The 24745-nt window shown below is 60.2% G+C and carries 20 protein-coding genes and 1 tRNA gene; 17 read left to right on the top strand and 4 right to left on the bottom strand.

From position 1 onward, the window contains the following. Positions 1–70: 70 nt before the first annotated feature. Genes pgaA through pgaD form a run of 4 tightly spaced genes read left to right on the top strand, consistent with a single transcriptional unit; the run spans position 71 to position 6445 of the window. On the top strand, positions 71–2551 hold the full coding sequence (pgaA, locus tag ACIPIZ_RS08210; RefSeq protein WP_401164901.1) for a poly-beta-1,6 N-acetyl-D-glucosamine export porin PgaA: 2481 nt from the start codon (positions 71–73) through the stop codon (positions 2549–2551). A 12-nt stretch (positions 2552–2563) separates the two neighbouring features. After that, positions 2564–4561, top strand: coding sequence for a poly-beta-1,6-N-acetyl-D-glucosamine N-deacetylase PgaB (pgaB, locus tag ACIPIZ_RS08205; protein WP_401164899.1), 1998 nt, complete (start codon positions 2564–2566; stop codon positions 4559–4561). A 1-nt stretch (position 4562) separates the two neighbouring features. Further along, a complete protein-coding gene (gene pgaC / locus ACIPIZ_RS08200; protein ID WP_105708614.1) occupies positions 4563–5918 on the top strand; it encodes a poly-beta-1,6-N-acetyl-D-glucosamine synthase in 1356 nt (451 codons plus the stop codon). Beyond that, positions 5915–6445 (top strand): poly-beta-1,6-N-acetyl-D-glucosamine biosynthesis protein PgaD, encoded by a 531-nt coding sequence (pgaD, locus tag ACIPIZ_RS08195; RefSeq protein ID WP_122661191.1) that lies wholly within the window; start codon positions 5915–5917, stop codon positions 6443–6445. The genes pgaC and pgaD overlap by 4 nt, the downstream gene beginning before the upstream one ends. Before the next feature lie 136 nt (positions 6446–6581). On the opposite strand, the gene ACIPIZ_RS08190 is transcribed toward pgaD, so the two are convergent. Continuing rightward, positions 6582–8105: an FAD-dependent oxidoreductase gene (locus tag ACIPIZ_RS08190; protein ID WP_401164897.1), complete on the bottom strand. Its 1524-nt coding sequence runs from the start codon at positions 8103–8105 to the stop codon at positions 6582–6584. Positions 8106–8244: 139 nt separating this feature from the next. Here ACIPIZ_RS08190 and ACIPIZ_RS08185 point away from each other — a divergent pair, with 139 nt between their 5' ends. The 5 genes from ACIPIZ_RS08185 to ACIPIZ_RS08165 all read left to right on the top strand — a co-directional run bounded on the left by ACIPIZ_RS08185 (position 8245) and on the right by ACIPIZ_RS08165 (position 12061). Next, positions 8245–8805 (top strand): YbhB/YbcL family Raf kinase inhibitor-like protein, encoded by a 561-nt coding sequence (locus ACIPIZ_RS08185; RefSeq protein WP_064389048.1) that lies wholly within the window; start codon positions 8245–8247, stop codon positions 8803–8805. A gap of 87 nt (positions 8806–8892) precedes the next feature. After that, a complete protein-coding gene (locus tag ACIPIZ_RS08180; protein WP_401164894.1) occupies positions 8893–10572 on the top strand; it encodes a von Willebrand factor type A domain-containing protein in 1680 nt (559 codons plus the stop codon). Between the two features lie 30 nt (positions 10573–10602). Further along, positions 10603–11184 carry an RNA polymerase sigma factor gene (locus tag ACIPIZ_RS08175; RefSeq protein WP_401164941.1) on the top strand — a complete coding sequence of 194 codons (582 nt, stop codon included), beginning with the start codon at positions 10603–10605 and terminating at the stop codon, positions 11182–11184. Continuing rightward, complete coding sequence (locus ACIPIZ_RS08170) at positions 11181–11771, top strand: hypothetical protein (protein WP_122661187.1); 591 nt, start codon at positions 11181–11183, stop codon at positions 11769–11771. Before ACIPIZ_RS08175 ends, ACIPIZ_RS08170 begins: the two co-directional genes overlap by 4 nt. A gap of 20 nt (positions 11772–11791) precedes the next feature. Then, positions 11792–12061 (top strand): hypothetical protein, encoded by a 270-nt coding sequence (locus ACIPIZ_RS08165; RefSeq protein WP_224790812.1) that lies wholly within the window; start codon positions 11792–11794, stop codon positions 12059–12061. Positions 12062–12138: 77 nt separating this feature from the next. Here the strand turns inward: ACIPIZ_RS08165 and ACIPIZ_RS08160 are convergent. Continuing rightward, a tRNA-Arg gene (locus ACIPIZ_RS08160) sits at positions 12139–12215 on the bottom strand. Between the two features lie 442 nt (positions 12216–12657). Here ACIPIZ_RS08160 and gabD point away from each other — a divergent pair. The 3 genes from gabD to ACIPIZ_RS08145 all read left to right on the top strand — a co-directional run bounded on the left by gabD (position 12658) and on the right by ACIPIZ_RS08145 (position 16910). After that, positions 12658–14100, top strand: a complete 1443-nt coding sequence (gene gabD / locus ACIPIZ_RS08155) for an NADP-dependent succinate-semialdehyde dehydrogenase (RefSeq protein ID WP_064389043.1) — start codon at positions 12658–12660, stop codon at positions 14098–14100. A gap of 185 nt (positions 14101–14285) precedes the next feature. Beyond that, positions 14286–15563, top strand: a complete 1278-nt coding sequence (gene gabT, locus ACIPIZ_RS08150; RefSeq protein WP_008080000.1) for a 4-aminobutyrate--2-oxoglutarate transaminase — start codon at positions 14286–14288, stop codon at positions 15561–15563. Positions 15564–15698: 135 nt separating this feature from the next. Then, positions 15699–16910 (top strand): HDOD domain-containing protein, encoded by a 1212-nt coding sequence (locus ACIPIZ_RS08145; protein ID WP_401164891.1) that lies wholly within the window; start codon positions 15699–15701, stop codon positions 16908–16910. A gap of 142 nt (positions 16911–17052) precedes the next feature. Here ACIPIZ_RS08145 and ACIPIZ_RS08140 read toward each other — a convergent pair whose 3' ends face one another. Both ACIPIZ_RS08140 and desA read right to left on the bottom strand, forming a co-directional pair. Then, positions 17053–18042 carry a sensor domain-containing diguanylate cyclase gene (locus tag ACIPIZ_RS08140; protein ID WP_064389041.1) on the bottom strand — a complete coding sequence of 330 codons (990 nt, stop codon included), beginning with the start codon at positions 18040–18042 and terminating at the stop codon, positions 17053–17055. 144 nt (positions 18043–18186) lie between these two features. Then, a complete protein-coding gene (gene desA, locus ACIPIZ_RS08135; protein ID WP_401164890.1) occupies positions 18187–19371 on the bottom strand; it encodes a delta-9 fatty acid desaturase DesA in 1185 nt (394 codons plus the stop codon). A 146-nt stretch (positions 19372–19517) separates the two neighbouring features. Here desA and dibA point away from each other — a divergent pair, with 146 nt between their 5' ends. From dibA to cysW, 5 genes are all read left to right on the top strand, one after another. Then, the gene (gene dibA / locus ACIPIZ_RS08130; protein WP_064389039.1) at positions 19518–21437 is read left to right on the top strand and encodes a phosphodiesterase DibA; all 1920 of its coding nucleotides are present in this window, start codon (positions 19518–19520) and stop codon (positions 21435–21437) included. Between the two features lie 236 nt (positions 21438–21673). Further along, complete coding sequence (oscA, locus tag ACIPIZ_RS08125; RefSeq protein ID WP_007917682.1) at positions 21674–21856, top strand: sulfur starvation response protein OscA; 183 nt, start codon at positions 21674–21676, stop codon at positions 21854–21856. Between the two features lie 147 nt (positions 21857–22003). Continuing rightward, complete coding sequence (locus ACIPIZ_RS08120) at positions 22004–23017, top strand: sulfate ABC transporter substrate-binding protein (RefSeq protein ID WP_038367242.1); 1014 nt, start codon at positions 22004–22006, stop codon at positions 23015–23017. A 155-nt stretch (positions 23018–23172) separates the two neighbouring features. Next, positions 23173–23991 carry a sulfate ABC transporter permease subunit CysT gene (gene cysT, locus ACIPIZ_RS08115; RefSeq protein WP_038367238.1) on the top strand — a complete coding sequence of 273 codons (819 nt, stop codon included), beginning with the start codon at positions 23173–23175 and terminating at the stop codon, positions 23989–23991. Positions 23992–24004: 13 nt separating this feature from the next. Next, on the top strand, positions 24005–24745 hold a 741-nt coding region (cysW, locus tag ACIPIZ_RS08110; protein ID WP_401164888.1), incomplete at its 3' end, for a sulfate ABC transporter permease subunit CysW.

Raw genomic sequence — 24745 nt, 5'->3', positions numbered from 1 at the left:
TGGGCGGCCACCGTTACGAAAGGGCAAGGAGGGCATTGCGACCCGGCTGGCCATGTAAGGATGCTGACGAATGCCGCGTATTGATGTTCCTGTATTGCATCGTGGTTTACGCCCTTTGTTTCGAGTCGCGCTGTGCAGCCAATTGCTCTGGCCGGCGCTGGCGTTTGCCGACACACCCTACGATCAGATGGTCCGTGATGCCCGTGCCGGGCAAACCACGCCGGCGCTGACGGTGTTGCGTCAGGTACCACCCGGCCAATCGACCACCGGGCAGATCAGCGATCACCTGCAAATCGCCAGTTGGGCGGGACTAGATGGCGAAGTGGTGCAGGTCTATGAAACCCAGGGCCGTGACCGTGTCCTGCCGGTGCAGGCACTGACCGCCACCGCCCGCGCGTATCGCAACCTCAAGCGTTGGGATCAAGCCACGCAGGTCTACAACAAGGCTTTGGCGCTGGAGCCGGATAACGCCGACCTGCAACTCGGGCTAGCCCTGACCCAGGCTGATGCCGGTAAACCCGATGAAGCGGTGACCCGCGCCAAAGCGCTGGTCGCAGCCAAACCTGATGATCCTTCCCGCCGTCTGGCGCTGGGTTATGCGCTGTCCCGCGCGGGCAAGCAATACGACGCGCTGTTCGAATACGATCAAGCCTTCAAGCGCGCCGGCAGCAAGCCGGAAGTCGCCCGTGAATACGTGGTCGCGTTGCAAAAGGCGCGTCTGCCAGAGCCGGCGCTGCGTCTGGCCAATCAACGTCCGGGTCTGATCGATCCAGTGACCCTGCGCCGCCTCGAAGGCGATCTTGCTGCCGAGCGCGTACGCCTTGCCGAACTCGCCACTCGCAGTGAGAAAGAGCGCTACGTGATCGCCGACCGCGCGTTGGCCGACTACGACAAACTGCTCGCCACCTGGACGCCGGACACCAGCGCCAAGGACGACGTGACCCGTTGGCGTATCGACCGCATGGGCGCGCTCAAGGCACGGGCGCGCACCGCCGACGTCATCACTGAGTACCAGAAGTTGCAAGCCGAAGGCGTGAAGATTCCGACCTACGCCCAGCGTTGGGTGGCAGCGTCTTATCTGGATCAGCGCGAACCGGAAATCGCCACCGACCTCTATCGCCAGGTGCTGGCTGCACCGGACGCCGATGTCGGTGACCGCCTCGAAGACACCACCGCGCTGTATTACGCGTTGCTGGAAAGTGACCGCGCCGATGAGGCACGTAAAGTCGCTGAGGACGCCGCCAGGTCGCAGCGCCCGCGCATCGAACTCAAGGGCTTGCCGATCGGCAACCCCAACGATGAATGGATGGACGCCCAGCAACTGGCGGCGCAGGCCGGCACCTATGGTTCTGATCTGCCCCATGGCGAAGAACGTTTGCAGACACTGGTCGATCAGGCACCGGGCAACACCGGTCTGCGTATGGCTCAGGCCGATTTGTACCTGGCCCGCAACTGGCCGCGCCGCGCAGAAATGCAGCTCAAGGAAACCGAGAGCATGGTGCCGCGCGACATGGGCCTGGAAATTGGCCAGGCGCACACTGCGATGGAATTGCAGGAATGGCGGCAAATGGATGCGCTGACCGACGACGTCGTCGCGCGTTATCCGGATAACCGCCAAGTGCAGCGTCTGGCGCGCGAGCGTGAAGTCCACGACATGTCCGAACTGCGCGTCGAAGCCTATGGCGGCAAAGCCAACGGTGGCGGCGACAGCGATGCAGGCGCCGTCAGCGGCAGCCGCGATTTCGGCATTCAGACCACGCTGTACAGCCCGCCGATCGCTGAAGACTGGCGGGTGTTTGCCGGGGCCGGTTATGCCACCGGCGACTTCACCGAAGGCACCGGTCACCACCGCTTCCAGCGCGTTGGCCTGGAACGCCGCACTCGTGACATGACCCTCGAAGCAGAAGTGTCCAATCACGATTACGGTTTTGGCGACAAGCAGGGCGCGCGTCTGGCAATCGCCCGCGACATCAACGACCACTGGCAGTACGGCGGCAGCCTCGAATATCTGTCGGCCGAGACGCCGCTGCGCGCGCTCAACAGCGATATCAAGGCCAATGGCGGCAGCGGGTTCATCCGCTGGCGCGCCAACGAAAGCCGCGAGTGGCGTCTGTCGGTCAGCCCGTCGCATTTCAGCGACGGCAACAATCGCGTCGAAGCCTTGCTCACCGGTCGCGAGGGCGTCTACAGCGCGCCGAACGTGCAGGTCGACGCCGGTCTGGAGGTCGGCACCAGCCACAACTCCAAGTCCGATGACGTGCCGTACTTCAACCCCAAATCCGACCTCAGCGTGATGCCGCTGGTCAACGTCAATCACGTGCTCTACCACCGCTACGAAACTTCCTGGAGTCAGCAATTCCAGGCCGGCGCGGGGACGTACAGCCAGCGTGATCACGGCACCGGCGGCATGGCCCTGCTCGGTTATGGGCAACGCTATGCCTGGAACGATGTGTTCGAGGTGGGCGGCTTGTTCAGTGTGATCAACCGGCCCTACGACGGTGATCGGGAGACCGATCTGCGTCTGCTCGTCGACCTCACTTTCCGCTTCTAGAAGAGTTTGAAGATGCCTTTGATTTCGCGTTTCATCCTTCTGCTGGGAGTGCTGCTGATCAGCGCCTGCGCCCAGCAAGCCCCGGCCTTTGCGCCGCCGTCCGAACGCCCGCTGGCGGCCAGTGAAAAACCCTGGCCGAAAAACCACGTGCTCGGTATTGCCTATCACGACGTTGAAGACCGCGATCCCGATCAGGCGGTGGTGGCGGTACGCACCGAGCGCATGATCGAACAGCTCGCGTGGCTGCGTGAAAATGGCTACAAACCGGTGACGGTTGACCAGATCATGGCCGCGCGCAAGGGTGGTCCGGAGTTACCGGCGAAAGCGATTCTGCTCAGCTTCGACGACGGTTATTCGAGCTTCTACACCCGCGTACTGCCGGTGCTGCGCGCCTATAACTGGCACGCGCTATTGGCGCCGGTCGGCAGCTGGATCGATACGCCGCTCAATCAGCCAGTGGATTTCGCCGGTGCCCCGCGCGCACGTTCAGACTTCCTGACCTGGGATCAGGTGCGCGAGATCTCGCAATCCGGTCTGGTGGAAATCGCTGCCCACACCGACGCCAACCACAAAGGTATTCTGGCCAACCCGCAAGGCAACCTGCAGCCTGCTGCCGCAACCCGGCGCTACGATCCGCTGACCAAGCGCTATGAATCCGAGGCCGAATTCCAGGCGCGGATCCGCACCGACGTGAACAACATCTCGGAAAAAATCCGTAAGGTTACCGGCAAGAAGCCGCGAGTCTGGGTCTGGCCGTACGGCACCGCCGACGGTACTTCGCTGACTGTGGTGGGCGAGCAGGGCTATGAAATGGCCCTGACCCTGGACGACGGTCTCGATGCCCTCGATAACCTGATGAGCAGCCCGCGCTTCCTTGTCGCCTCCGATCCTGACGGCGAGCATTTCGCCAACAGCGTCGTCGGCGTGCAGTCGGATTTTGCCATGCGCGTGGTGCATGTCGATCTGGACAACGTCTACGACCCGGATCCGGCGCAACAGGACATCAATCTCGGCAAACTGGTGCAGCGCATGGCTGACATGGGCGCCAACACGGTGTTCCTGCAAGCTTTCGCCGATCCGAAAGGCGACGGTCTGGTGCACTCGCTGTACTTTCCCAACCGCCATTTGCCGGTACGTGCCGACCTCTTCGACCGTGTCGCCTGGCAGCTGCGCACTCGTGCCCACGTGAAAGTTTTTGCCTGGATGCCTGTACTGAGTTTCGGCCTTGATTCGAAACTGCCACGCGTCACTCGCTGGGACCCGAAAACCGGCACCACTTCTGTCGATCCTGACCAGTACAAGCGCCTGTCGCCGTTTGATCCGGAAGTACGGCGGATCATCGGCGAAATCTACGAAGACGTCGCGCGACTGACCTCGGTCGACGGCATTCTTTACCACGACGACGCGGTGCTGTCGGATTTCGAAGATGCTGGTCCTGAGGCCTTGAAAGCCTACGCTGCCCACGGTTTGCCGGCTTCGATTGCCGCCCTGCGCGACGATCCTGCCGCGATGCAACGCTGGACGCGCTTCAAGAGCAAATACCTCATCGATTTCACTAACGAGCTGACTGCCAAAGTCCGCGCCATTCGTGGCCCGCAGGTGCAGACCGCGCGCAATATTTTCGCCGAGCCGATGATCAACCCGCAGAGCGAAGCGTGGTTCGCGCAGAACCTCGACGACTTCCTTGCGACCTACGACTGGACGGCGCCAATGGCCATGCCATTGATGGAAAAACAGACGCAGGCGCAGTCCGGCCCGTGGCTGGAAGCACTCGTCGAAATCGTCAAACAACGTCCCGGGGCACTGGATCGCACGGTGTTCGAATTGCAGGCGCGGGACTGGACCAAAAAGGATCAGGCCGACATTGACGCGGCAGTGATGGCGGACTGGATGGGTCGCCTCAAACGTCAGGGCGCGACCAGTTTCGGTTACTACCCGGACAACTTCCTCGACAACCTGCCGGACCTGAAAACCGTAAGGCCTGCGCTCTCCAACAAATGGAATCCATAACATGCTGGATAGACTGTTAGCCCTGCTTGTTCTGGCGCTCGTCCTCGGCGTGCCGCTGGGCCTGATCTTCCTGGTCACCGGGCAGTTCCTGATGGACTTCGTGTTCTTCTACCCGTTGTTCATGTCTGGCTTGTGGATCGCCGGTGGCCTGTATTTCTGGCTGCACTGGGAGCGCCATTGGCCATGGAAAGACGACACGCTGCCGCCACCGCTGGAAGGTGAGCCGCTGATCTCGATCCTGATCCCTTGCTACAACGAAGGTGACAACGCCGCCGACACCATCCACGCGGCGCTGGCCCAGCATTACCCGAACATCGAAGTCATCGCGATCAACGACGGCTCCAAGGACAACACCGCGCAAGTGCTCGATGCGCTGGCCAAGGAAGATCCGCGCCTGCGCGTGCTGCACCTGGCGGAAAACCAGGGCAAGGCTGTTGCTCTGCGCATGGGCGCCATCGCGGCGCGCAGTGAGTATCTGGTGTGCATCGACGGTGACGCACTGCTGGCGCCGAACACAGCCGCCTATCTGGTCGCACCGATGCTGGATAACGCACGGCTTGGCGCCGTGACCGGCAACCCACGGATTCGTACGCGTTCAACGCTGGTCGGGCGGGTGCAGGTCGGTGAGTTCTCGTCGATCATCGGTTTGATCAAGCGCACGCAACGGGTGTTCGGACGGATCTTTACCGTGTCCGGAGTGATCGTCGCGTTCCGCCGTACTGCGCTGAACCGGGTCGGTTACTGGAGCCCGGACATGATCACCGAAGACATCGACATCAGCTGGAAGCTGCAACTCGATCACTGGAGCATCTTCTACGAGCCGCGCGCGCTGTGCTGGATTCTGATGCCGGAAACCCTCGGCGGCCTGTGGAAGCAGCGTTTGCGCTGGGCTCAGGGTGGCGCCGAAGTGCTGTTCAAGAACATTCGTGGCATCTGGCAGTACCGCCATCGTTACCTGTGGCCGTTGCTGTTCGAATACTGCCTGTCGACCGGTTGGGCGTTTACCTTCCTGTTGTCGGTGATTTTCTGGGGCGTGGGCAAATTTGTGGTCATGCCGGAGGCCATCGCGGTGGATCACCTGATGCCGCCGGCATTTACCGGGTTGCTGCTGGCGTTTGTCTGTCTGGTGCAGTTCGCCGTCAGCATCATCATCGACCGGCGCTATGAGCCGGGATTGGGTCGCACGATGTTCTGGGTGGTCTGGTATCCGTTGGTGTTCTGGCTTATCAGCCTGCTGACCACGTTGGTCAGCTTCCCCAAAGTGCTGTTCGGCCAACATCAGAAACGTGCGCGTTGGGTCAGTCCTGATCGGGGCATCAAACCGATCGGCGACGACGAAGAGGAGGTCATCAAATGAAAATCATCCGGACTCGCCAGCGGCCCTTTCTGGTAGTGATCGATGTGATCCTCACCGTGGTGGCCTGGGTTGGCCTGCTGTTTCTGCTGATCCGTGGCTTATGGCCGCTGATCGAAACTCACGCGGGCGGGCCGCTGATCGATAAATCGGCGTTCGACGCACTGGGTACCCTGCAGATTTATCTGTGGATTGCCTTGGTCAACGCGGTGATTCTGATTTCCTGGGCGCGTTATCAGCAGCGCAAGAGTCGCAGTTTCGCCCAACGCCGGCTGCCGTCGCCGGTGATCGACGATGAAGGGCTGAGCAGGAGTTTCAAACTCTGCGATGACCGCTTTCAAAAGCTGCGCACGCCCGGGGTGATGACCATTCACAACGATCAGGAAGGCGATATCAGCCATGTGGTGACGCATTTCTGGCCGGTACAGCAGGAGGAATTGCCGCCGCCACTGGCACCGTTGGAGCATCCGCGAGTGATCTTTCTGCATGCCGAGGATGACGATAATCGCGAGCCCCTGACCCGGCTTTGATCGTTCCCACGCTCTGCGTGGGAATGCCTCTTGGGACGCTCCGCGTCCAGTGACGCGGAGCGTCACGGGCTGCATTCCCACGCAGAGCGTGGGAACGATCAATCGCAGCCTTCGGCAGCTCCTGCACGGGTTTGTTTCAATCGCGGACCAGTGCCCAAGCCTCTTCCATTGCCAGCGGTTGCTTCATGCGCTCGGCCAGCAGCGCCATCGCCCGTTCCTTCTCGCAAGCTACCGCAGCGACCAACACACCCTTTCTACCAAACAGGCCAATGAACGGCGGTTGTTCAGGTTCGCCAAGAAACTCCACTTCATCCCAATGTTCGGCATGCCCGAGGTAGTCGTAGTTCTTGCCAAAATGCCAGGTCCAGAAGAACGGCACATCGAGGTAATGCTCGTCGCCACCGAGCATGTTGGCGGCAGCGATTCGCGCGTGTTGCTGAGCCAGGCGCCAGTGTTCGATGCGTTGCGGCTGGCCGTTCAGCGGGAACGTGGCGATGTCGCCGATCGCCCACAGCCCTTCGATGACACGCATGCCGCCATCGACGCGCAACGATTGATCCTTTTCCTTGGGCAGTGACGCGAACGCTTCTGTCGCTGGATGAACGCCGATCCCTGCCAGCACCAGATCCGCAGAAAGCCGCAGGCCGTTGTCCAGCAGTACCGCCTCAACCTTGCCGTCGCCGATGATCTCTGTCGCCTCGTGCTCGGTGATGAACTTCACTCCGTTTTCCTCGTGCAGCGCACGGATCGCTTTACCCACCGCTTCGCCGAATTGCGCGGCGAAGGGAATGGCGTGGCGCGCGAGTACCGTGACGTCGAGACCATGCTGGCGCAGCGCGGAGGCGCATTCGAGGGCGATAAAGCTGTCGCCGATGATGACCGCGCGCTGATCGGGGCTGGCTGTTTTCATGATCTGCTCGGCCTGGGCTTTTGAGCGCAGTAAAAACACCTGCGGCAGTTCGGCACCGGGTAATTCCAAGGGATTGGGTTCGCCACCAGTGGCGAGTACTGCAGCGTGGTAACTCAACGTTTGGCCGTCGCTGAGATGGAGGGCTTTGGTCTGGGCATCGATGGACGTGACTTGGTTTTGCAGACGTTCGATGCGCTGTTCTTTATAGAAACTTTCATCACGCAGCGGCGGTGTATCTTCCGGTGGCATTTCCCCGGCGAGGACAAATTTGCTCAGCACCGTGCGGTCGTAACCGGCATCGGCCTCGCGGTCGATCATCACGATGCGGCCACCAAAACCCTTTTCCCGCAACGCAGCGGCACACGCGGTGCCTGCTGCGCCCGCGCCGACAATCACGAACGTGCGCGCATCGTCTGCCGGCGGCGTATGCGGATCTTCCAGCGGCAGGTCATCGACCCAGACTTCCTCGCCACGCAGTTCCAGCGGATAACGCTTGAGGCTGTCGAGCGCGGGCGGCTCGCACAACGCGCCATCCTCCGCGCGAAATTCAGCCTTATGCCACGGGCAGATCAAGCGTCCGTGACACAACGCACCGTCAGCCAAAGGCGCACCGGCATGCGGGCATTCGCCCTGAAAGGCCCGCAACTGCTCGCCTGCGCGCAGCAGCACAATCTTGCAGTCGCCGATTTCAACGGCCAGGCCACGGTCGTGGGGGACATCGGCGCAACGGGCGACGCGGTGCAGGGACATGTGCGGCTTCCTCGCGGGCATTTCTCTTGTGAGTTTGTGCATCGCTGCGAGGTTCAGCCATTTGCCACTGCCATGGCACGAACGGTACAGCTATAGTTTGCAGGCCTACGACGGCCCCACTGCACAAGGTGCTCCCGGAATGACCCGATTGACCTCTCTCAACCCCTGGCTGGCAGCACTCGCTGTCACCCTTTGCGTGCAGTTTCCGGCGCAGGCCCAGGAGCGTTTCACCCTGAGCATCCCGGGTGTTTCCGATAACCGCCTGTTCACTTCGGCAGCGGCCAGCGACGCGGCCGGTTGTGGCGGCAAGAACCAGTCGCCAGCACTGAGCTGGAACGCAGGTCCCGCCGGGACCCAGAGTTACGCAATCGTCATGCATGACCCGGACGGCCAGAAAGGTTTGGGCGTCGATCACTGGATTCACTACGGCATCAAATCCACCACGCACCAGATTGCGGCAGGCGTCGGCGCCAAATCCGCGTTCGAAGGTGTCGGCGGCACCAACAGCAAGGGCAACACCCATTACATGGGGCCGTGTCCGCCAGTGGGCGACAGTGCGCACCACTACATCATCCAGATCTACGCACTGGATCTGGCGCCGGATGCCTTGCCGGCCGGTCTGACTCGCGCCGAGCTGATGGAAAAAATCAAAGGTCATGTGCTGCGTAACAGCAGTGCGGTGCGGCGTTATCACCGCTGAAAAAATTTTTAGCGGCGTTTAACCCGAACTGAAAGGGCTGCCCGTCTCAGTGGATGAATGATCAATTTCATCCCGAGGTCAGCCCCCATGTCTCTTCCTCTCTTACGCCCTGCTGCGGTTGCTGTGCTGCTGGCGCTCGCCGGTTGCGGTGTGTCTTCCAAACCCGAGTCCGCTGCTGTGCCAGCGCCGGCGCAGCCCGAAGTGCTGGTTCAACAGGAAGCGATGCCGGTCGCTGGCGCGATGGCCAAGCGCATGGCACCCCCCGCCCCGCTTGCCAGTTTCACAGTGATGCCGTCTGCGGACAGTTATCCACAGGGCTATCGTGATGAGCAGCGCGAGCAATATCAGGCGCTGGCCGACAACCCGATCCACAGCGTCGCCGAAACCCCGGTTTCAACTTTCAGCGCTGACGTCGATACCGGCGCCTACGCCAATGTGCGCCGCTTGCTCAATCAGGGACGACTGCCGCCGGAAGGCGCGGTGCGGCTGGAGGAATTGGTCAATTATTTCCCCTACGACTACGCGTTACCCAGCGATGGCTCGCCCTTCGGTGTGACCACCGAACTGGCCGCCTCACCGTGGAATCCGTACACCCGCTTGCTGCGCATCGGCCTCAAGGCTTCCGACCGCACGGTAGCGGAACTGGCCCCGGCCAATCTGGTGTTTCTGGTCGATGTGTCCGGCTCGATGGATCGCCGCGAAGGCCTGCCGATGGTCAAAAGCACGCTGAAATTGTTGGTCGATCAATTGCGCGATCAGGATCGTGTGTCGCTGGTCGTGTATGCCGGCGAATCGAGAGTGGTGCTGGAGCCGACTTCCGGACGTGAGAAGGCGAAAATTCGTACAGCCATCGAGCAATTGACTGCGGGTGGTTCGACCGCTGGCGCTTCAGGTATCGAACTGGCCTACCAAATGGCGCAGCAGGCCTTTATCCCCAAAGGCATCAACCGCATCCTCTTGGCCACCGATGGCGATTTCAATGTCGGCATCAGCGACTTCGACAGCCTCAAGCAAATGGCTGTGGATAAACGCAAAAGTGGCATCTCGCTGACCACATTGGGATTTGGTGTGGATAACTACAATGAACACTTGATGGAGCAACTGGCCGATGCGGGCGACGGCAACTATGCCTATATCGATAACCTGCGCGAGGCGCGCAAAGTACTGGTCGATCAACTGGGTTCGACCCTCGCTGTGGTGGCGAAAAACGTCAAACTACAGGTGGAATTCAACCCGGCGCAGGTCAGCGAATATCGCCTGCTCGGCTACGAGAATCGTGCTTTGAAGCGTGAGGATTTCAGCAATGACAAAATCGATGCCGGCGAAATCGGCGCAGGACACACGGTGACCGCGCTGTACGAAATTGTTCCGGCGGGCGAGAGGGGCTGGCTGGAGCCGCTGCGTTACGGCAAGTCGGAGCCGGTTGTTTCCGGGAAAAGCGGGGAATTGGCGATGCTGCGTGTGCGTTATCAACGTCCTGACGGTGGGAAAAGTCTGCTGATCGAGCGGCCGATAACCAATCAGGTCGCATCTGCCAGCGAAGACCTGCGTTTTGCTGCTGCGGTCGCCGCATTTTCCCAGCAACTCAAGGACGGCCGCTACACCGGCGATTTCAGTCTGAAAGATACGGAAACACTGGCCCGTGGCGCGCGCGGCGATGACCGCTTTGGCCTGCGCAACGAGTTCGTGCAACTGGTGCAACTGGCGCAGAGTCTGCGCACTTCTACCGCATCGAATGCGCAGGCCACTGAACGACGGATTGAATAAGTGAGTCGTTTGAAAGGCTTCATCAGTCAGCTGTTTGCCTCGGCAGACAGCTCAACCGCCAGCAGCGATGAGTCGCTGCTGGCGCGTTATCGCGAGGGCGACGGCGCCGCGTTCGAGATCTTGTACGCGCGCCATCGCCAAGGCTTGTACCGGTTTCTACTCGGATTGAGCGGCAAACCGGAACTGGCCGACGAAGTATTTCAGGAGACTTGGCTGAGCCTGATCCGCAGCGTCAGTCAGCCACAAGGCCGGGCGACTTTTCGTACATGGCTATTCCAGATCGCCCGCAATCGTCTGATCGATCACTGGCGCAAACACGGGGTTCACCAACCGTTGCACGACAGCTATGACGAACAAAGCCACGCCGTCAGCGATGAGACGAATGATCCCGAACAACTGCTGAGCCTCAGCCGTGACAGCCAGCGCCTGGAAAGCGCCCTGCAAACCCTGCCCGCCGACCAGCGCGAAGTGTTCCTGCTGCGAGCCCACGGCGATCTCGATCTGGCGCAAATCGCCAGCCTCACCGAAGCACCGCTGGAAACCGTCAAGAGCCGCTTGCGCTACGCCCAGCAAAAACTGCGTCGGCTGCTGGCCGAGGAGGTACTGATATGACTGACGCCCGCCAGACACCCGAAGATCTGCTGATCAAACATGTGCGTGAACAACACAACGCTGAACCACCGGCGCACCTCGATGCATTTATCCTCAACGCTGCCCGCCGCGAGGTCCCGGCGCCCAAGCCAAGCCTGTTGCAACGCTGGCTCGATGCGTGCCGAAAACCACGCTGGCAAGTCGCATTCGCCAGTCTCATTGGCGTCGCCCTGATGTTGTCACTGGTGCAGCGTGCTCCCGAACCGCAAGGGCAATTCGACTTCGCCCCGGCAGCGAAACCCGCCGCACCGCTGGCGCGCAAGCAGGCGCCGCAAGCATTGTCGGCGCCCGCAGGTGCCATGCCCGCGCCGGCACCGATGGCAGAAATGGCCGCACCGATGCAAAGCGAAGCCATCAGCGCTGACCAAGCCAAACTCAGCAAACGCACCGCCACCCCGGTCAATGGCCTCGACGCGCAACTGCGCGAAGTCCTGCGCCTGCGCGAATCCGGCCAACCGCAGGCCGCCGACAGCCTGTTCAACAACCTGCACAAACGCTACCCGAACGCCGATCTCGACGCCCGACTCGAACAGTTGCAGAAAAAATGACCGCCTGATCCTCCAGCCATTTGGCATTACCCCGCAAAAACGCGCACTATCGGGGCATTGCCAATACGCTGGAGGACAACGTGGCATCGAAAATTGACCGCATTGCCCAACTGCTCAACTGCCCGGAAAAGGGCGAAGAGATGCGGCGAGCGATTACTGAAGCGCGTAAAGAGTTTCTGCTGAACCAGCCGGAAGAAGATGTCGTTGATGAAGACGAGGTTTTTGAGGAGGAGGTTGGGGAGGAAGAGGACGACGATGATTACGATGAGTTTGACTGGACGACGGAGTGACGTCGCTCCAGTCCTTTTGCACCGCCCACAAAAAAGCCCCGGACCATCACAGTCCGGGGCTTTCTCGTTTAAATCAATGGCGCACCAGGCGGGATTCGAACCCACGACCCCTGCCTTCGGAGGGCAGTACTCTATCCAGCTGAGCTACTGGTGCAGCGGGCGACATCATACCTAGGTCGGCTCGGGGCGTCCATGCTGGGTTTTGGCGCGGATTGTCAGTGCGCGTGTCGGCGCAAATCACTGCATTCCATAAAGCTGTAACGTCCTGCAAAACCCTCGCTTGGCGCTTTCTCGGGACTGTTCTATGGTTTTGTTGCGGCTGAGGCTTTTGGCTCGTTGATCTGAAAAATCCAGCAAAAGCAGGGTTTTTGTTCTTTTTTTCGAACGACCTATTGTCCTTTAACCCCTTTGATCCTACGATCCGTTTGAGATTTCAAACGCTCGTTGACGGGGTGTTGAAGCGCCGGTGGTTCGAATCGTCCACGGTTGATGCGCCACACCCGGTCACTGATTTCCCTGACGGCAGCCTTGCGAGGCGCCTTTCTACAATCATAATTTGCTCCGCGCAGGCCGCGGTGCTGTTAAGGAAAGCCGACATGCAGCTTAAAGACACCCTGTTGTTCCGCCAGCAAGCCTTCATTGATGGCGCTTGGGTCGATGCGGACAGCGGTCAGACGATCAAGGTCAACAACCCGGCCACCGGCGAAATTCTCGGTACCGTGCCGAAGATGGGCGCTGCCGAAACCCGTCGTGCCATCGAAGCCGCTGACAAAGCGCTGCCGGCCTGGCGTGCCCTGACCGCCAAAGAGCGTGCCGGCAAGCTGCGTCGCTGGTTCGAACTGATGATCGAGAACCAGGACGACCTCGCGCGCCTGATGACCCTCGAGCAGGGCAAGCCGCTGGCCGAAGCCAAGGGCGAAATCGTTTACGCCGCTTCGTTCATCGAGTGGTTCGCCGAAGAAGCCAAGCGCATCTACGGTGACGTGATTCCGGGTCACCAGCCAGACAAGCGTCTGATCGTGATCAAGCAGCCAATCGGCGTGACCGCTGCGATCACTCCATGGAACTTCCCGGCGGCGATGATCACCCGCAAGGCCGGCCCGGCCCTGGCCGCCGGTTGCACCATGGTGCTCAAGCCTGCTTCGCAAACTCCATTCTCCGCTTTCGCCCTGGCCGAACTGGCTCAGCGCGCGGGCATTCCTGCGGGCGTGTTCAGCGTCGTGTCCGGCAGCGCCGGCGACATTGGCAGCGAGCTGACCAGCAACCCGATCGTGCGCAAACTGTCGTTCACCGGTTCGACCGAAATCGGTCGTCAACTGATGTCGGAATGCGCCAAGGACATCAAGAAAGTCTCGCTGGAACTGGGCGGCAACGCACCGTTCATCGTGTTCGACGACGCGGACCTGGATAAGGCCGTCGAGGGCGCGATCATTTCCAAGTATCGCAACAACGGCCAGACCTGTGTCTGCGCCAACCGTCTGTACATTCAGGATTCGGTCTACGACGCGTTTGCCGAGAAGCTCAAAGTGGCTGTGGCCAAACTGAAGATCGGCAACGGTCTGGAAGACGGCACCACCACTGGCCCGCTGATTGACGAAAAAGCCGTGGCCAAGGTGCAAGAGCACATTGCTGACGCCGTATCCAAAGGCGCCACCGTGCTGGCCGGTGGCAAGGCGATGGAAGGCAACTTCTTCGAGCCGACCATCCTGACCAACGTGCCGAAGAACGCCGCTGTGGCCAAGGAAGAAACCTTCGGTCCACTGGCGCCGCTGTTCCGTTTCAAAGACGAAGCCGAAGTGATCGCGATGTCCAACGACACCGAGTTCGGTCTGGCTTCGTACTTCTATGCTCGCGACCTGGGTCGTGTGTTCCGTGTCGCGGAAGCGCTGGAATACGGCATGGTCGGCGTCAACACCGGGCTGATCTCCAACGAAGTCGCGCCGTTCGGTGGCATCAAGGCCTCGGGCCTGGGCCGTGAAGGCTCCAAGTACGGCATCGAAGATTACCTGGAAATCAAATACCTCTGCCTGGGCATCTAAGCCCGGACAAGGATTGCTGCAAACGCAAAGGGCACGAGAGCGCTGTCCCTTTGCGTCGTTTCAAACCGGAATTTTCTCTGCGGCCAGGAACGCCGTGGCAGTCGATCATCGCATGCTGCCACCGTCGATTTCTCCCGCTTAATCCTTGAACCACGCCGCCCGATGAGCGGCGAATGAGGACTGTAATGAGCAAGACTAACGCTGAACTGATGGCCCGTCGTACCGCAGCTGTTCCACGTGGTGTTGGCCAGATTCACCCGATCTTCGCTGAGTCGGCAAAGAACGCTACCGTGACTGACGTTGAAGGTCGTGAGTTCATCGACTTCGCCGGCGGTATCGCTGTACTGAACACCGGCCACGTGCACCCGAAAATCATCGCTGCCGTGACCGAACAGCTGAACAAGCTGACCCACACTTGCTTCCAGGTTCTGGCTTACGAGCCGTACGTAGAAGTGTGCGAGAAAATCAACGCCAAGATCCCGGGTGATTTCGCCAAGAAAACCCTGCTGGTCACCACCGGTTCCGAAGCCGTCGAAAACGCCGTGAAAATCGCCCGTGCCGCCACTGGCCGTGCCGGCGTGATCGCGTTCACCGGCGCCTACCACGGTCGCACCATGATGACTTTGGGTCTGACCGGTAAAGTCGTGCCGTACTCGGCCGGCATGGGCCTGATGCCAGGCGGCATCTTCCGCGCGCTGTATCCGAACGAACTGCACGGCGTGAGCATCGACGATTCGATCGCTTCCATCGAACGCATCTTCAAGAACGACGCCGAGCCGAAAGACATCGCCGCGATCATCATCGAACCTGTTCAGGGTGAAGGTGGTTTCTACGTTGCGCCGAAGGAATTCATGAAGCGTCTGCGCGCGCTGTGCGACCAGCACGGCATCCTGCTGATCGCTGACGAAGTACAGACCGGTGCTGGCCGTACCGGCACGTTCTTCGCCATGGAACAGATGGGCGTTGCTGCCGACCTGACCACCTTCGCCAAATCCATCGCTGGCGGCTTCCCGCTGGCTGGCGTGTGCGGCAAGGCTGAATACATGGACGCCATCGCTCCAGGCGGCCTGGGCGGTACTTACGCCGGTAGCCCGATCGCTTGCGCCGCTGCCCTGGCGGTGATGGAAGTGTTCGAAGAAGAAAACCTGCTGGATCGCTGCAAGGCAGTCGGCGAGCGTCTGGTCACTGGCCTCAAGGCTATCCAGGCCAAGTACCCGGTGATCGGCGAAGTCCGTGCCCTGGGCGCAATGATCGCGGTCGAACTGTTCGAAAACGGCGACAGCCACAAGCCAAACGCTGCGGCAGTAGCGTCCGTTGTGGCCAAGGCGCGCGACAAGGGTCTGATCCTGCTGTCCTGCGGCACTTACGGCAACGTTCTGCGCGTTCTTGTACCGCTGACTTCGCCGGACGAGCAACTGGACAAAGGTCTGGCGATCATCGAAGAGTGCTTCTCCGAGCTCTGATCTGCCTGTGATCTGATCGACAAAAAACCCGCTTCGGCGGGTTTTTTTACGCCCTTTGAAACACATCGAGCGCTTTAGCGCTGTATCGAATGGCCAGCATTGGCTAAGGTTCAGGCATTGCAAGGGAGAGCGCGCATGACTGCCGTTGATTTACCTGCCGTACCGCGAGTACTGATTGCTGAGGCCGATCCGTGGTCTCGCGATCTGCTCAAACAAGTGCTGCTGAACGTGCGTTGCGATGCGCGGCTGGACCTGTGTGCCGATGGCCAGCAAGCCATGTCGATGCTCAGCGAAATTCCTTATGACCTGGCCATCGTCGATTGGGAGCTACCCGGCGTCGATGGCTTGAGCGTGTTGCGCAGCGTGCGGCAGCGCAAACGCAATCCGTTGCTGCCGTTTATTCTGATGAGCAGCCGCAATGACAGTGCCAGCGTGCGCGAAGCGATTCCGTTGGCGCCGACGGCGTATCTGACCAAGCCGCTGAACATGGAAAACCTGACCGAGCGTTTGCAGGGTTTGCTGCTCAATGCCGGGGAAGAAGTGTTCTGTGAAGTGCCGGCGCTGGCGCCGGGCATGACCTTGGCGGTGTTTCTTGAGCGTCGCCGCGAACAGGCTGACGGCGCGCCGTTGATGACCGATGTGCAGGTAGCCGTCAAACGCAGCCTCAATCCCGGTGGCCTCGATCTGAAGCTGCTGGAAGATGAGATCAAAACCGATCCGCAGATCACTGCCGTGTTGATCGCTGCGGCCAACAGCGCGGCGCAGCACCATGGCGCGCCGGTGCAGACACTGGCTCAAGCCCTGCAGCGTCTGGGCACCGGGCAGAGCATGAATCTGATCCTGGGGTTGGCGCTCAAACGCAGTGCCAGGCTCAGTGATCCGTGTCTGGCCGACTATGCCGAGCGCTATTGGGGGCTGTCGCTGCACACTGCTGAATACGCGCGCACGTTGGCGCGCTTGCTCGATCTGGATCAGGAGCGCTGCTACTGCGCGGGCATGCTCCATCGGTTGGGTGATCTGGCGTTGCTGCGGTGTTTACAGGAGTGGCAGCAGGCCGGCGGTGAGCTGGATGAGCTGGAGGAAGTCGGCGAGGCGCTGGCGGAATTCGGCGCGGCTTACGGCTCGGCGCTACGCACCCGCTGGCGATTGCCATTGGAGCTGCGTGAGTTGATTGCCTCGGTCTACCAGCTCGGTGGCGGGGTCTATTCCCGTGAGGCGCTGGTGATGAACATGGCGGCGCAAATGGCGCGCCTGACCGAGCATCAAGGCATTGAAGAACTGGCGAAGAGCCGTACGGCGCGGTTGCTCAAGATCGGCTTGCCGGAGTTGATGCGGATGCGTAAATGACCCGGATTCACTCACATTCCAAATGTGGGAGCGAGCCTGCTCGCGAAGACGGGGTGTCATTCAGCACATCATTGTCTGATACGACGCTTTCGCGAGCAGGCTCGCTCCCACAGTGGGTCTGTGTTGAGGCGGGAGGGCGGTTTCAGGCAGAGATAATGCGATTCTTGCCCTGCCGTTTGGCCTCATACATCGCCGCATCCGCACGGGCGAACAGGCTGTCGAGGTTCTCGTCATCTTCGGTGAGGCTGGTCAGGCCTTGGCTCACGGTGATAGCGAAGCTCTGGCCGTCGTGGTTGAAACTCAACCGCTGAATCTCCTGCCGCAACCGTTCAGCCACCTGCATGGCCATGTCCGGCGCACAACCTGGAAACACCGCGGCAAATTCTTCCCCGCCAATGCGTCCGAACAGGTCGCCGCGGCGCAACGATCCACGACCGCACTCGGCAATCCGTTGCAGCACGTTGTCGCCTTCAGGGTGGCCGTAGGTGTCGTTGATCACTTTGAAATCATCGATATCCAGCAGCAGAAATGCCAAGGGCGAGCCTTGCAGGCGGGCCTCGTCGAACTCGCGGTGGGCACACTCGAAGAAGTGCCGGCGATTGCTGCTTTGGGTCAGCACGTCGGTGGTCGCCAAACGATGCAGCTCGGTTTCCATCTGCTTCTTGTCGGTGATGTCCTCGGCGATGCCGACGATGATCACCGGTTGTCCGGGTTCGTCCTGACGATTGATGAAGCACTTGTCGCTGAGCCAGCGCACCTGACCATCGGCGGCGATGATCCGGTACTCGCGATCTTCTACCGCGCCCTTGTGCAGCACTTCGGCGAGGCTGCGTTCGGCGTACTCAAGGTCGTCGGGATAGATGCTATCGCGCCACTGGTTGTAGTCGGCCAGCAGCAGCGCTGCGGAGTGACCGAAAATCCGTTCATAGGCGGGGCTGACGTACAGCACCTGCCGGGTTTCCCAGTTGAAGGCCCAGAGCACGGCGTTGACGCTGACCAGCAGCGAGCTGAACAGCTGCTCGCGCTCGCTCAGGCGGGCGACTTCGCCTTGAGCGTGCATCAAGGCCATAAGGGTTTGCGCGGCTTCTGGCCACTGCGGCAAGGATGAGTCTTTTTGGTTGTTATTGACCATCGGCACCAATCTCATAAGGCGTGCCGGAAGTCGACAACGGCCACGGTACAACCCGCCGGAGGTGGCGAAGTGTCATTGAGATAGGGGATTGGAAGGGAAGTTCCAAAGGGTGCGCCCGGGTTGCGGGCGCACCGATCAATGGCTTCAGACCGCTGCTGGACGCAGCGAGTAGGTTTTCAACTGGTCGGCGAATTCACGCAGGGACTGGATGCCGCTGGCTTCCGCTTCGTGAATCCATTCCTTGATGGCGGCAAGCATGTCGTGGCCATTCGAGCTGGTCTTGACCCAGATCTGCTGCAGGGCCAGGCGTTTTTCGTAAATTACCTTCAGGGCCTGGCTGTGCTCGAGCATGTTCTGGATCCGCAAGTGGTGACGGTCTTCCAGCAGGCTGGTTTCCCGCGACAGCAGACGTTTGGCGCGGTGAAACTGGTGGCGCACCGAATGATCGACCTTGGCCAGTTCTTGCTTGACCAGTGGACCGATCACCAACTTGCGGTACTGGGCCATGATCTGAAAGCGGTTGTTGAGGATCGCCATGGCGGTGTCCATGTCCAGACTGCCCTTGCCTTCGACACAGTGGGCGATCGGCGCGACACGCTGAACCTTGGCCAGGCGCAGGAAACTGAAGACTTTGATCCACGCCCAACCGAGGTCGAACTCCCACTTCTTCACCGACAGCTTGGCCGAGTTAGGGTAGGTGTGATGGTTGTTGTGCAGTTCTTCGCCGCCGATCAGGATGCCCCACGGCACCAGATTGGTTGCCGCATCGCGGCATTCGAAGTTGCGGTAGCCGACAGCATGACCGAGACCGTTGATGACGCCGGCGGCCCACACCGGGATCCACATCATCTGGATCGCCCAGATGGTGATGCCGATGGTGCCGAACAGCAGCAGGTCGATGACGCCCATGATCGCTACACCCAGCAGCGGGTAGCGGCTGTAGACGTTGCGTTCGATCCAGTCTTCGGGGCAGTTCTTGCCGTAGATGCGCAGGGTTTCCGGGTTCTGCGCTTCGGCGCGGTAGAGTTCGGCGCCGGTACGCAGCACCGTCGACAAACCCTTGATGACCGGGCTGTGCGGGTCATCTTCGGTTTCGCATTTGGCGTGGTGTTTACGGTGGATGGCGGTCCACTCGCGGGTGTTCTGCGCCGTGGTCAGCCACAGCCAGAAACGGAAAAAGTGCTTCAGGCCGGCATTCAGCTCAAGCGAGCGATGGGCTGAGTAGCGGTGCAGATAGACCGTGACGGCGACAATCGTCACGTGGGTCATCAGCAGGGTGACTGCGACCAGAGACCAGGCCGACAAGCCAAGAAAACCTTCGTACCACATAGGCTATAGGGCCCTCGATAAAGATAAAAACAGCCGTTGCATTATCACTAAGCACACAGATAAAACCAGTCGCCCTTTCAGATAAGAGTCGCTGGATGTTTCTTGACCTATAATTCCAACCTTTTTGTAGGGACATGGACAGCCGAATGTCTGCCACATATCGCGATGCCTTGCGTGCAGCGCTGCTCTATCTCGTGCTTGCCGTCGTCTGGCTGCAAGGTGCTGATCATTTATTAAACAATTTCTTCGATAGCTCCGTCGATCTGGCGCGATGGCAACTGATCAACGGTTACCTGTTTGCGGCGGTCAGCGCCGGTCTGATCTTTCTCGCTCGGGCACGCCTCTGCGAATTTCTCGGAATCGGAGCGCACCTGCGTGAACGGCATGCCGATCGCGAGCGCCTGCGCCAGGCTGCTGCGGTGTTCGATTGCACTCGCGAGGGGGTATTGGTCACCAACCATCAGGGGCTGATCGTCCACGTCAATCGCGCCTTTATGGAGATCACCGGTTATCAACGCGAAGAAGTGCTCGGGCAGCAGCCGAGCCTGTTCAAGTCGGGTCATCATCCGCCGGGGTTCTATCAGGCGATGTTTGCCACTCTGGAGGCGCAGGGCGAGTGGAGCGGGGAAATCTGGAACCGGCGCAAAAGCGGTGAAATTTATCCACAATGGCAAACCATCCGCATCATTCACGATGATCAAGGCCGACTCAGTCATTACGTCGCAGTGTTCTCCGACATCAGCGCGATCAAGGACTCCGAGCACGAGCTCAAGCATCTCGCCCATCACGATCCGCTGACCGACCTGCCCAATCGCCTGTTGTTCAGCGACCGCGCCGAGCAGGCGCTGGCGTCTGCGCAGATCCACAAGCGTGGCTGTGCCTTGCTGATGCTCGATCTCGATCACTTCAAAATGATCAATGACAGTCTCGGCCATAACGTCGGTGATCGCTTGCTCAAGGCTGTGGCGATTCGTTTGCAGGCGTTGTTCGGCCCCGGCATTACCCTGGCGCGCCTCGGTGGCGACGAGTTCGCGGTGCTGGCGGAAAGTTGTCCACAACCGGGCCAGGCAGCGGCGCTGGCGCAACGCATTCTCGATGCGCTCAAGGAACCGTTCTGCTTCGATGCTCACCCATTATTCATTAACGCCAGCATCGGCATCAGCCTGTTTCCCAGCGACGCACTGAGCGCCGAGCAATTGTTGCGCAATGCCGATGCGGCGCTGTTCAAGGCCAAGAGCAGCGGTCGTAACGGTTACGCCTTGTACACCGAAGAACTCACCGTCCACGCCCAGCAACGGGTTGAAACAGCTTTTGAACTGCGCCGCGCGCTGGAGCAGCAGGAACTGCGGGTCTATTACCAACCGGTGCATGACTTGAAAAGCAGTCGCCTGATCGGGGTGGAGGCACTGGTGCGCTGGCAGCATCCGCAGCGCGGCCTGGTGTCGCCGGCGGAATTCATCCCGATTGCCGAGCGCACCGGGCTGATCGCCGAGATCGATGCCTGGGTGATGCAGCAGGCGTGTCGGCAGATGTGTCAGTGGCAACAGGCCGGGATCGTGTTGTCGTTTGTTGCGGTGAATGTGTCGTCGCGCTTGTTCGCCCGACGTGAGCTGTATCAGCAGGTCGCTCAAGTACTGCATGAAACCGGGCTGAACCCGGCTTGTCTGGAGCTGGAAGTCACCGAAAGTGCGGTGATGGATGACCCGGAAGTGGCGCTGGAACAGATGCATCGTCTACGCGAGCTGGGCATTCGTCTGGCCATCGATGATTTTGGCACCGGCTATTCGTCGCTGCTGCGGCTCAAGCGCTTGCCGGTGCAGAAGCTGAAGATCGATCAGGGTTTCGTCGCCGGGCTGCCGTGGGACGAGGATGACGCAGCGATTGTCCGGGTGATCATCGCGCTGGCGCGGAGCATGGGCATGCAGGTGCATGCGGAAGGGATCGAGCAGGCGGAACAGGCGGTGTTTTTGCTGGAGCAGGCATGTGAGTTGGGGCAGGGGTATTGGTTTGGGCGGCCGGTTCCGGCGTTGGAGATTGATTGGGATCGCGCGCCATTGATTGGTTAAAAATCAAAAGATCGCAGCCTTCGGCAGCTCCTACGGTAATTGTGTAGGAGCTGCCGAAGGCTGCGATCTTTTGCTTCAACAGGCTGCAAACCCTTGCCCCGCCACATAATGTTTTCTAGTTATATAAACATTCTTAAATAGTCTTTTTAAGAATATCCGCGCCTCTCTTATATTGCTCCCACGCCGAACGCAGTGCCGCCCACTGCCAGGCAAATCCCATTCAAAGGAGCAGCACCATGAGCGCATCCCTTCGCAGCGTTGACGGTCAGGACGAAAGCACCATCTTGCGTGAAATCCAGAGCGCCCTGCGCGATCTGCGTTTCGGCGCGGTGGAGATCACTGTGCACAACGCGCAAGTCGTGCAGATCGAACGCAAAGAGAAATTCCGTTTGCAGCAACCCGGTAAACAACCGGGCTGAGTTGAAGATCAAAAGATCGCCGCCTGCGGCAGCCCCTACAGGGGGCTGTGTGTAGGAGCTGCCGCAGGCGGCGATCTTTGAACCGGCAACACGATTTCCGAAATACATAAGAAAAAGCCACCACCAAGAATTCCAGGAGCTTTCACCATGTCGTCGATTCGCCGTTACGCTTTGGCCGCCCTGGCCAGCGCTGTGTTTGCCGGTTCCGCGGTTGCCAAGGATTACGAACTGCTCAACGTGTCGTATGACCCGACGCGCGAGCTGTATCAGGACTACAACGCTGAATTCATCAAGTTCTGGCAGAAAGACCACGCCGGCGACACCGTGAAAATCCAGCAATCCCACGGCGGTTCGGGCAAGCAGGGCCGTGCGGTGATCGACGGTCTGCGCGCTGACGTGGTGACTCTGGCCCTGGCCGGTGACATCGACGAAATCGCCAAACTCGGCAAGACCCTGCCCGCCGATTGGCAGAAGCGTCTGCCGGAAGCGAGCACGCCGTACACCTCGACCATCGTCTTCCTGGTGCGCAAGGGCAACCCGAAAGGCATCAAGGACTGGGGCGATCTGGTCAAGAACGACGTCTCGGTGATCACCCCGAACCCGAAAACCTCCGGCGGTGCGCGCTGGAACTTCCTCGCCGCGTGGGCCTACGGCCTGAAAGCCAACGGCGGTGACGAAGCCAAAGCCAAAGAATACGTACAGACCCTGTTCAAGCACGTGCCGATTCTTGACACCGGTGCTCGCGGTTCGACCATCACCTTCGTCAACAACGGTCAGGGTGACGTGTTGCTGGCCTGGGAAAACGAAGCGTTCCTGGCGCTGAAAGAAGATGGCGGCGCCGACAAGTTCGACATCGTCGTGCCTTCGCTGTCGATCCTCGCCGAACCGCCAGTGGCCGTGGTCGACAAGAACGCCGAGAAGAAGGGCAACGAGCAAATTGCCGAAGCCTATCTGAAACACCTGTACAGCCCGGCCGGTCAGGAAATCGCCGCGAAAAACTTCTATCGTCCGCGTGACAAGGACGTGGCGGCCAAGTACGCCCAGCAGTTCCCGAAACTGGACCTGGTGACCATCGACAAGGACTTCGGCGGCTGGAAAACCGCGCAGCCGAAATTCTTCAACGACGGTGGCGTGTTCGACCAGATTTATCAGGCGCAGTAATCTGACCCACAACGAGCCTACTGTTTAGGCACACCACATGTGGGAGCGAGCCTGCTCGCGAAGGCGGTATTTCAGGCGACAGGGATGTTGACTGATACTCCCTCTTCGCGAGCAGGCTCGCTCCCACATTGATGCGTTTTTAACCAAGGACTTTTATGTCGCGTCGTATCTCCCCCGTCATACCCGGCTTCGGGCTGACGCTGGGCTACACCTTGGTGTACCTCAGCCTGATTGTGCTTATCCCGCTGGCGGCGATGTTCGTCCACGCCGCGCAACTCACCTGGGATCAGTTCTGGACGATCATTTCCGCGCCGCGGGTGCTGGCTGCGTTGAAGCTGAGCTTCGGCACCGCGCTGTGTGCCGCGATCATCAACGGCATCATCGGCACGCTGCTGGCATGGGTGCTGGTGCGCTACACCTTCCCGGGGCGCAAGGTGATCGACGCGATGATCGATCTGCCATTCGCCCTGCCGACAGCTGTCGCCGGTATCGCGCTGACCGCGCTGTACGCGCCGGCCGGTCTGGTCGGGCAATTCGCTGCTGACCTCGGTTTCAAAATCGCCTACACCCCACTCGGTATCACCTTGGCGCTGACTTTTGTCACACTGCCGTTCGTGGTGCGCACGGTGCAGCCGGTGCTGGCCGACATTCCCCGCGAAGTCGAAGAAGCTGCCGCGTGCCTCGGCGCGAAACCGTTGCAGGTGTTCCGCCACATCCTCGTCCCCGCACTGCTGCCCGCCTGGCTCACCGGTTTTGCCCTGGCGTTCGCGCGTGGCGTCGGCGAGTACGGTTCGGTGATTTTCATTGCCGGCAACATGCCGATGAAAACCGAGATCCTGCCGCTGCTGATCATGGTCAAACTCGATCAATACGATTACACCGGCGCTACCGCCATCGGCGTGCTGATGCTGGTGGTTTCCTTCGTCCTGTTGCTGCTGATCAACTTGCTGCAGCGGCGCATCGAAACCCCATAAGGAGGCGCGAACAATGTCCCAATCGTCTATTGCGGCCGCCTCTTCGGCCAACGCTGCACGCCGTGGCAGTGCCACTTCGCGCAGAATCCTGATCGGCCTTGGCTGGCTGGTTTTTTTCCTGTTTCTGCTGCTGCCGTTGTTCATCGTCGTATCGCAGGGTTTGAAGAATGGCCTCGGTGCATTCTTCACCGCGATCTTTGAGCCGGATGCGCTGTCGGCGCTGAAGCTCACCGTGTTCGCCGTGCTGATTTCGGTGCCGTTGAACCTGGTGTTCGGCGTCAGTGCCGCGTGGTGCGTAAGCAAATACTCGTTCCGTGGCAAGAGCATGCTGGTAACGCTGATTGACCTGCCGTTCTCGGTGTCGCCGGTGATTGCCGGTCTGGTCTACGTGCTGATGTTTGGTGCGCAGGGCCTGTTCGGACCGTGGCTGCAGGATCACGACATCCAGATCGTCTTCGCTCTGCCGGGCATCGTGCTGGCGACGATTTTCGTTACCGTGCCGTTCGTGGCCCGTGAGCTGATCCCGCTGATGCAGGAACAAGGCACGCAGGAAGAAGAAGCCGCGCGCCTGCTCGGTGCCAACGGCTGGCAAATGTTCTGGCATGTCACCGTGCCGAACATCAAGTGGGGCCTGATCTATGGCGTGGTGCTGTGTACCGCGCGGGCCATGGGTGAATTCGGTGCGGTGTCGGTGGTCTCCGGGCACATTCGCGGGGTGACCAACACCTTGCCGCTGCACGTCGAGATCCTCTAC

This window comes from Pseudomonas sp. NPDC087690, assembly GCF_044743175.1.
In the GTDB taxonomy this organism is placed as follows: domain Bacteria; phylum Pseudomonadota; class Gammaproteobacteria; order Pseudomonadales; family Pseudomonadaceae; genus Aquipseudomonas.
This window is presented reverse-complemented; position numbering and strand designations above follow the sequence as displayed.

Coding starts and splice junctions, on each gene's coding strand:
- gabT (WP_008080000.1), top strand. CDS start 14,286: ATGAGCAAGACTAACGCTGAACTGATGGCCCGTCGTACCGCAGCTGTT.
- oscA (WP_007917682.1), top strand. CDS start 21,674: ATGAGCGCATCCCTTCGCAGCGTTGACGGTCAGGACGAAAGCACCATC.
- ACIPIZ_RS08120 (WP_038367242.1), top strand. CDS start 22,004: ATGTCGTCGATTCGCCGTTACGCTTTGGCCGCCCTGGCCAGCGCTGTG.
- ACIPIZ_RS08170 (WP_122661187.1), top strand. CDS start 11,181: ATGACTGACGCCCGCCAGACACCCGAAGATCTGCTGATCAAACATGTG.
- pgaA (WP_401164901.1), top strand. CDS start 71: ATGCCGCGTATTGATGTTCCTGTATTGCATCGTGGTTTACGCCCTTTG.
- gabD (WP_064389043.1), top strand. CDS start 12,658: ATGCAGCTTAAAGACACCCTGTTGTTCCGCCAGCAAGCCTTCATTGAT.
- pgaB (WP_401164899.1), top strand. CDS start 2,564: ATGCCTTTGATTTCGCGTTTCATCCTTCTGCTGGGAGTGCTGCTGATC.
- cysT (WP_038367238.1), top strand. CDS start 23,173: ATGTCGCGTCGTATCTCCCCCGTCATACCCGGCTTCGGGCTGACGCTG.
- ACIPIZ_RS08190 (WP_401164897.1), bottom strand. CDS start 8,105: ATGTCCCTGCACCGCGTCGCCCGTTGCGCCGATGTCCCCCACGACCGT.
- desA (WP_401164890.1), bottom strand. CDS start 19,371: ATGTGGTACGAAGGTTTTCTTGGCTTGTCGGCCTGGTCTCTGGTCGCA.
- pgaD (WP_122661191.1), top strand. CDS start 5,915: ATGAAAATCATCCGGACTCGCCAGCGGCCCTTTCTGGTAGTGATCGAT.
- dibA (WP_064389039.1), top strand. CDS start 19,518: ATGTCTGCCACATATCGCGATGCCTTGCGTGCAGCGCTGCTCTATCTC.
- pgaC (WP_105708614.1), top strand. CDS start 4,563: ATGCTGGATAGACTGTTAGCCCTGCTTGTTCTGGCGCTCGTCCTCGGC.
- ACIPIZ_RS08145 (WP_401164891.1), top strand. CDS start 15,699: ATGACTGCCGTTGATTTACCTGCCGTACCGCGAGTACTGATTGCTGAG.
- ACIPIZ_RS08140 (WP_064389041.1), bottom strand. CDS start 18,042: ATGGTCAATAACAACCAAAAAGACTCATCCTTGCCGCAGTGGCCAGAA.
- ACIPIZ_RS08185 (WP_064389048.1), top strand. CDS start 8,245: ATGACCCGATTGACCTCTCTCAACCCCTGGCTGGCAGCACTCGCTGTC.
- ACIPIZ_RS08180 (WP_401164894.1), top strand. CDS start 8,893: ATGTCTCTTCCTCTCTTACGCCCTGCTGCGGTTGCTGTGCTGCTGGCG.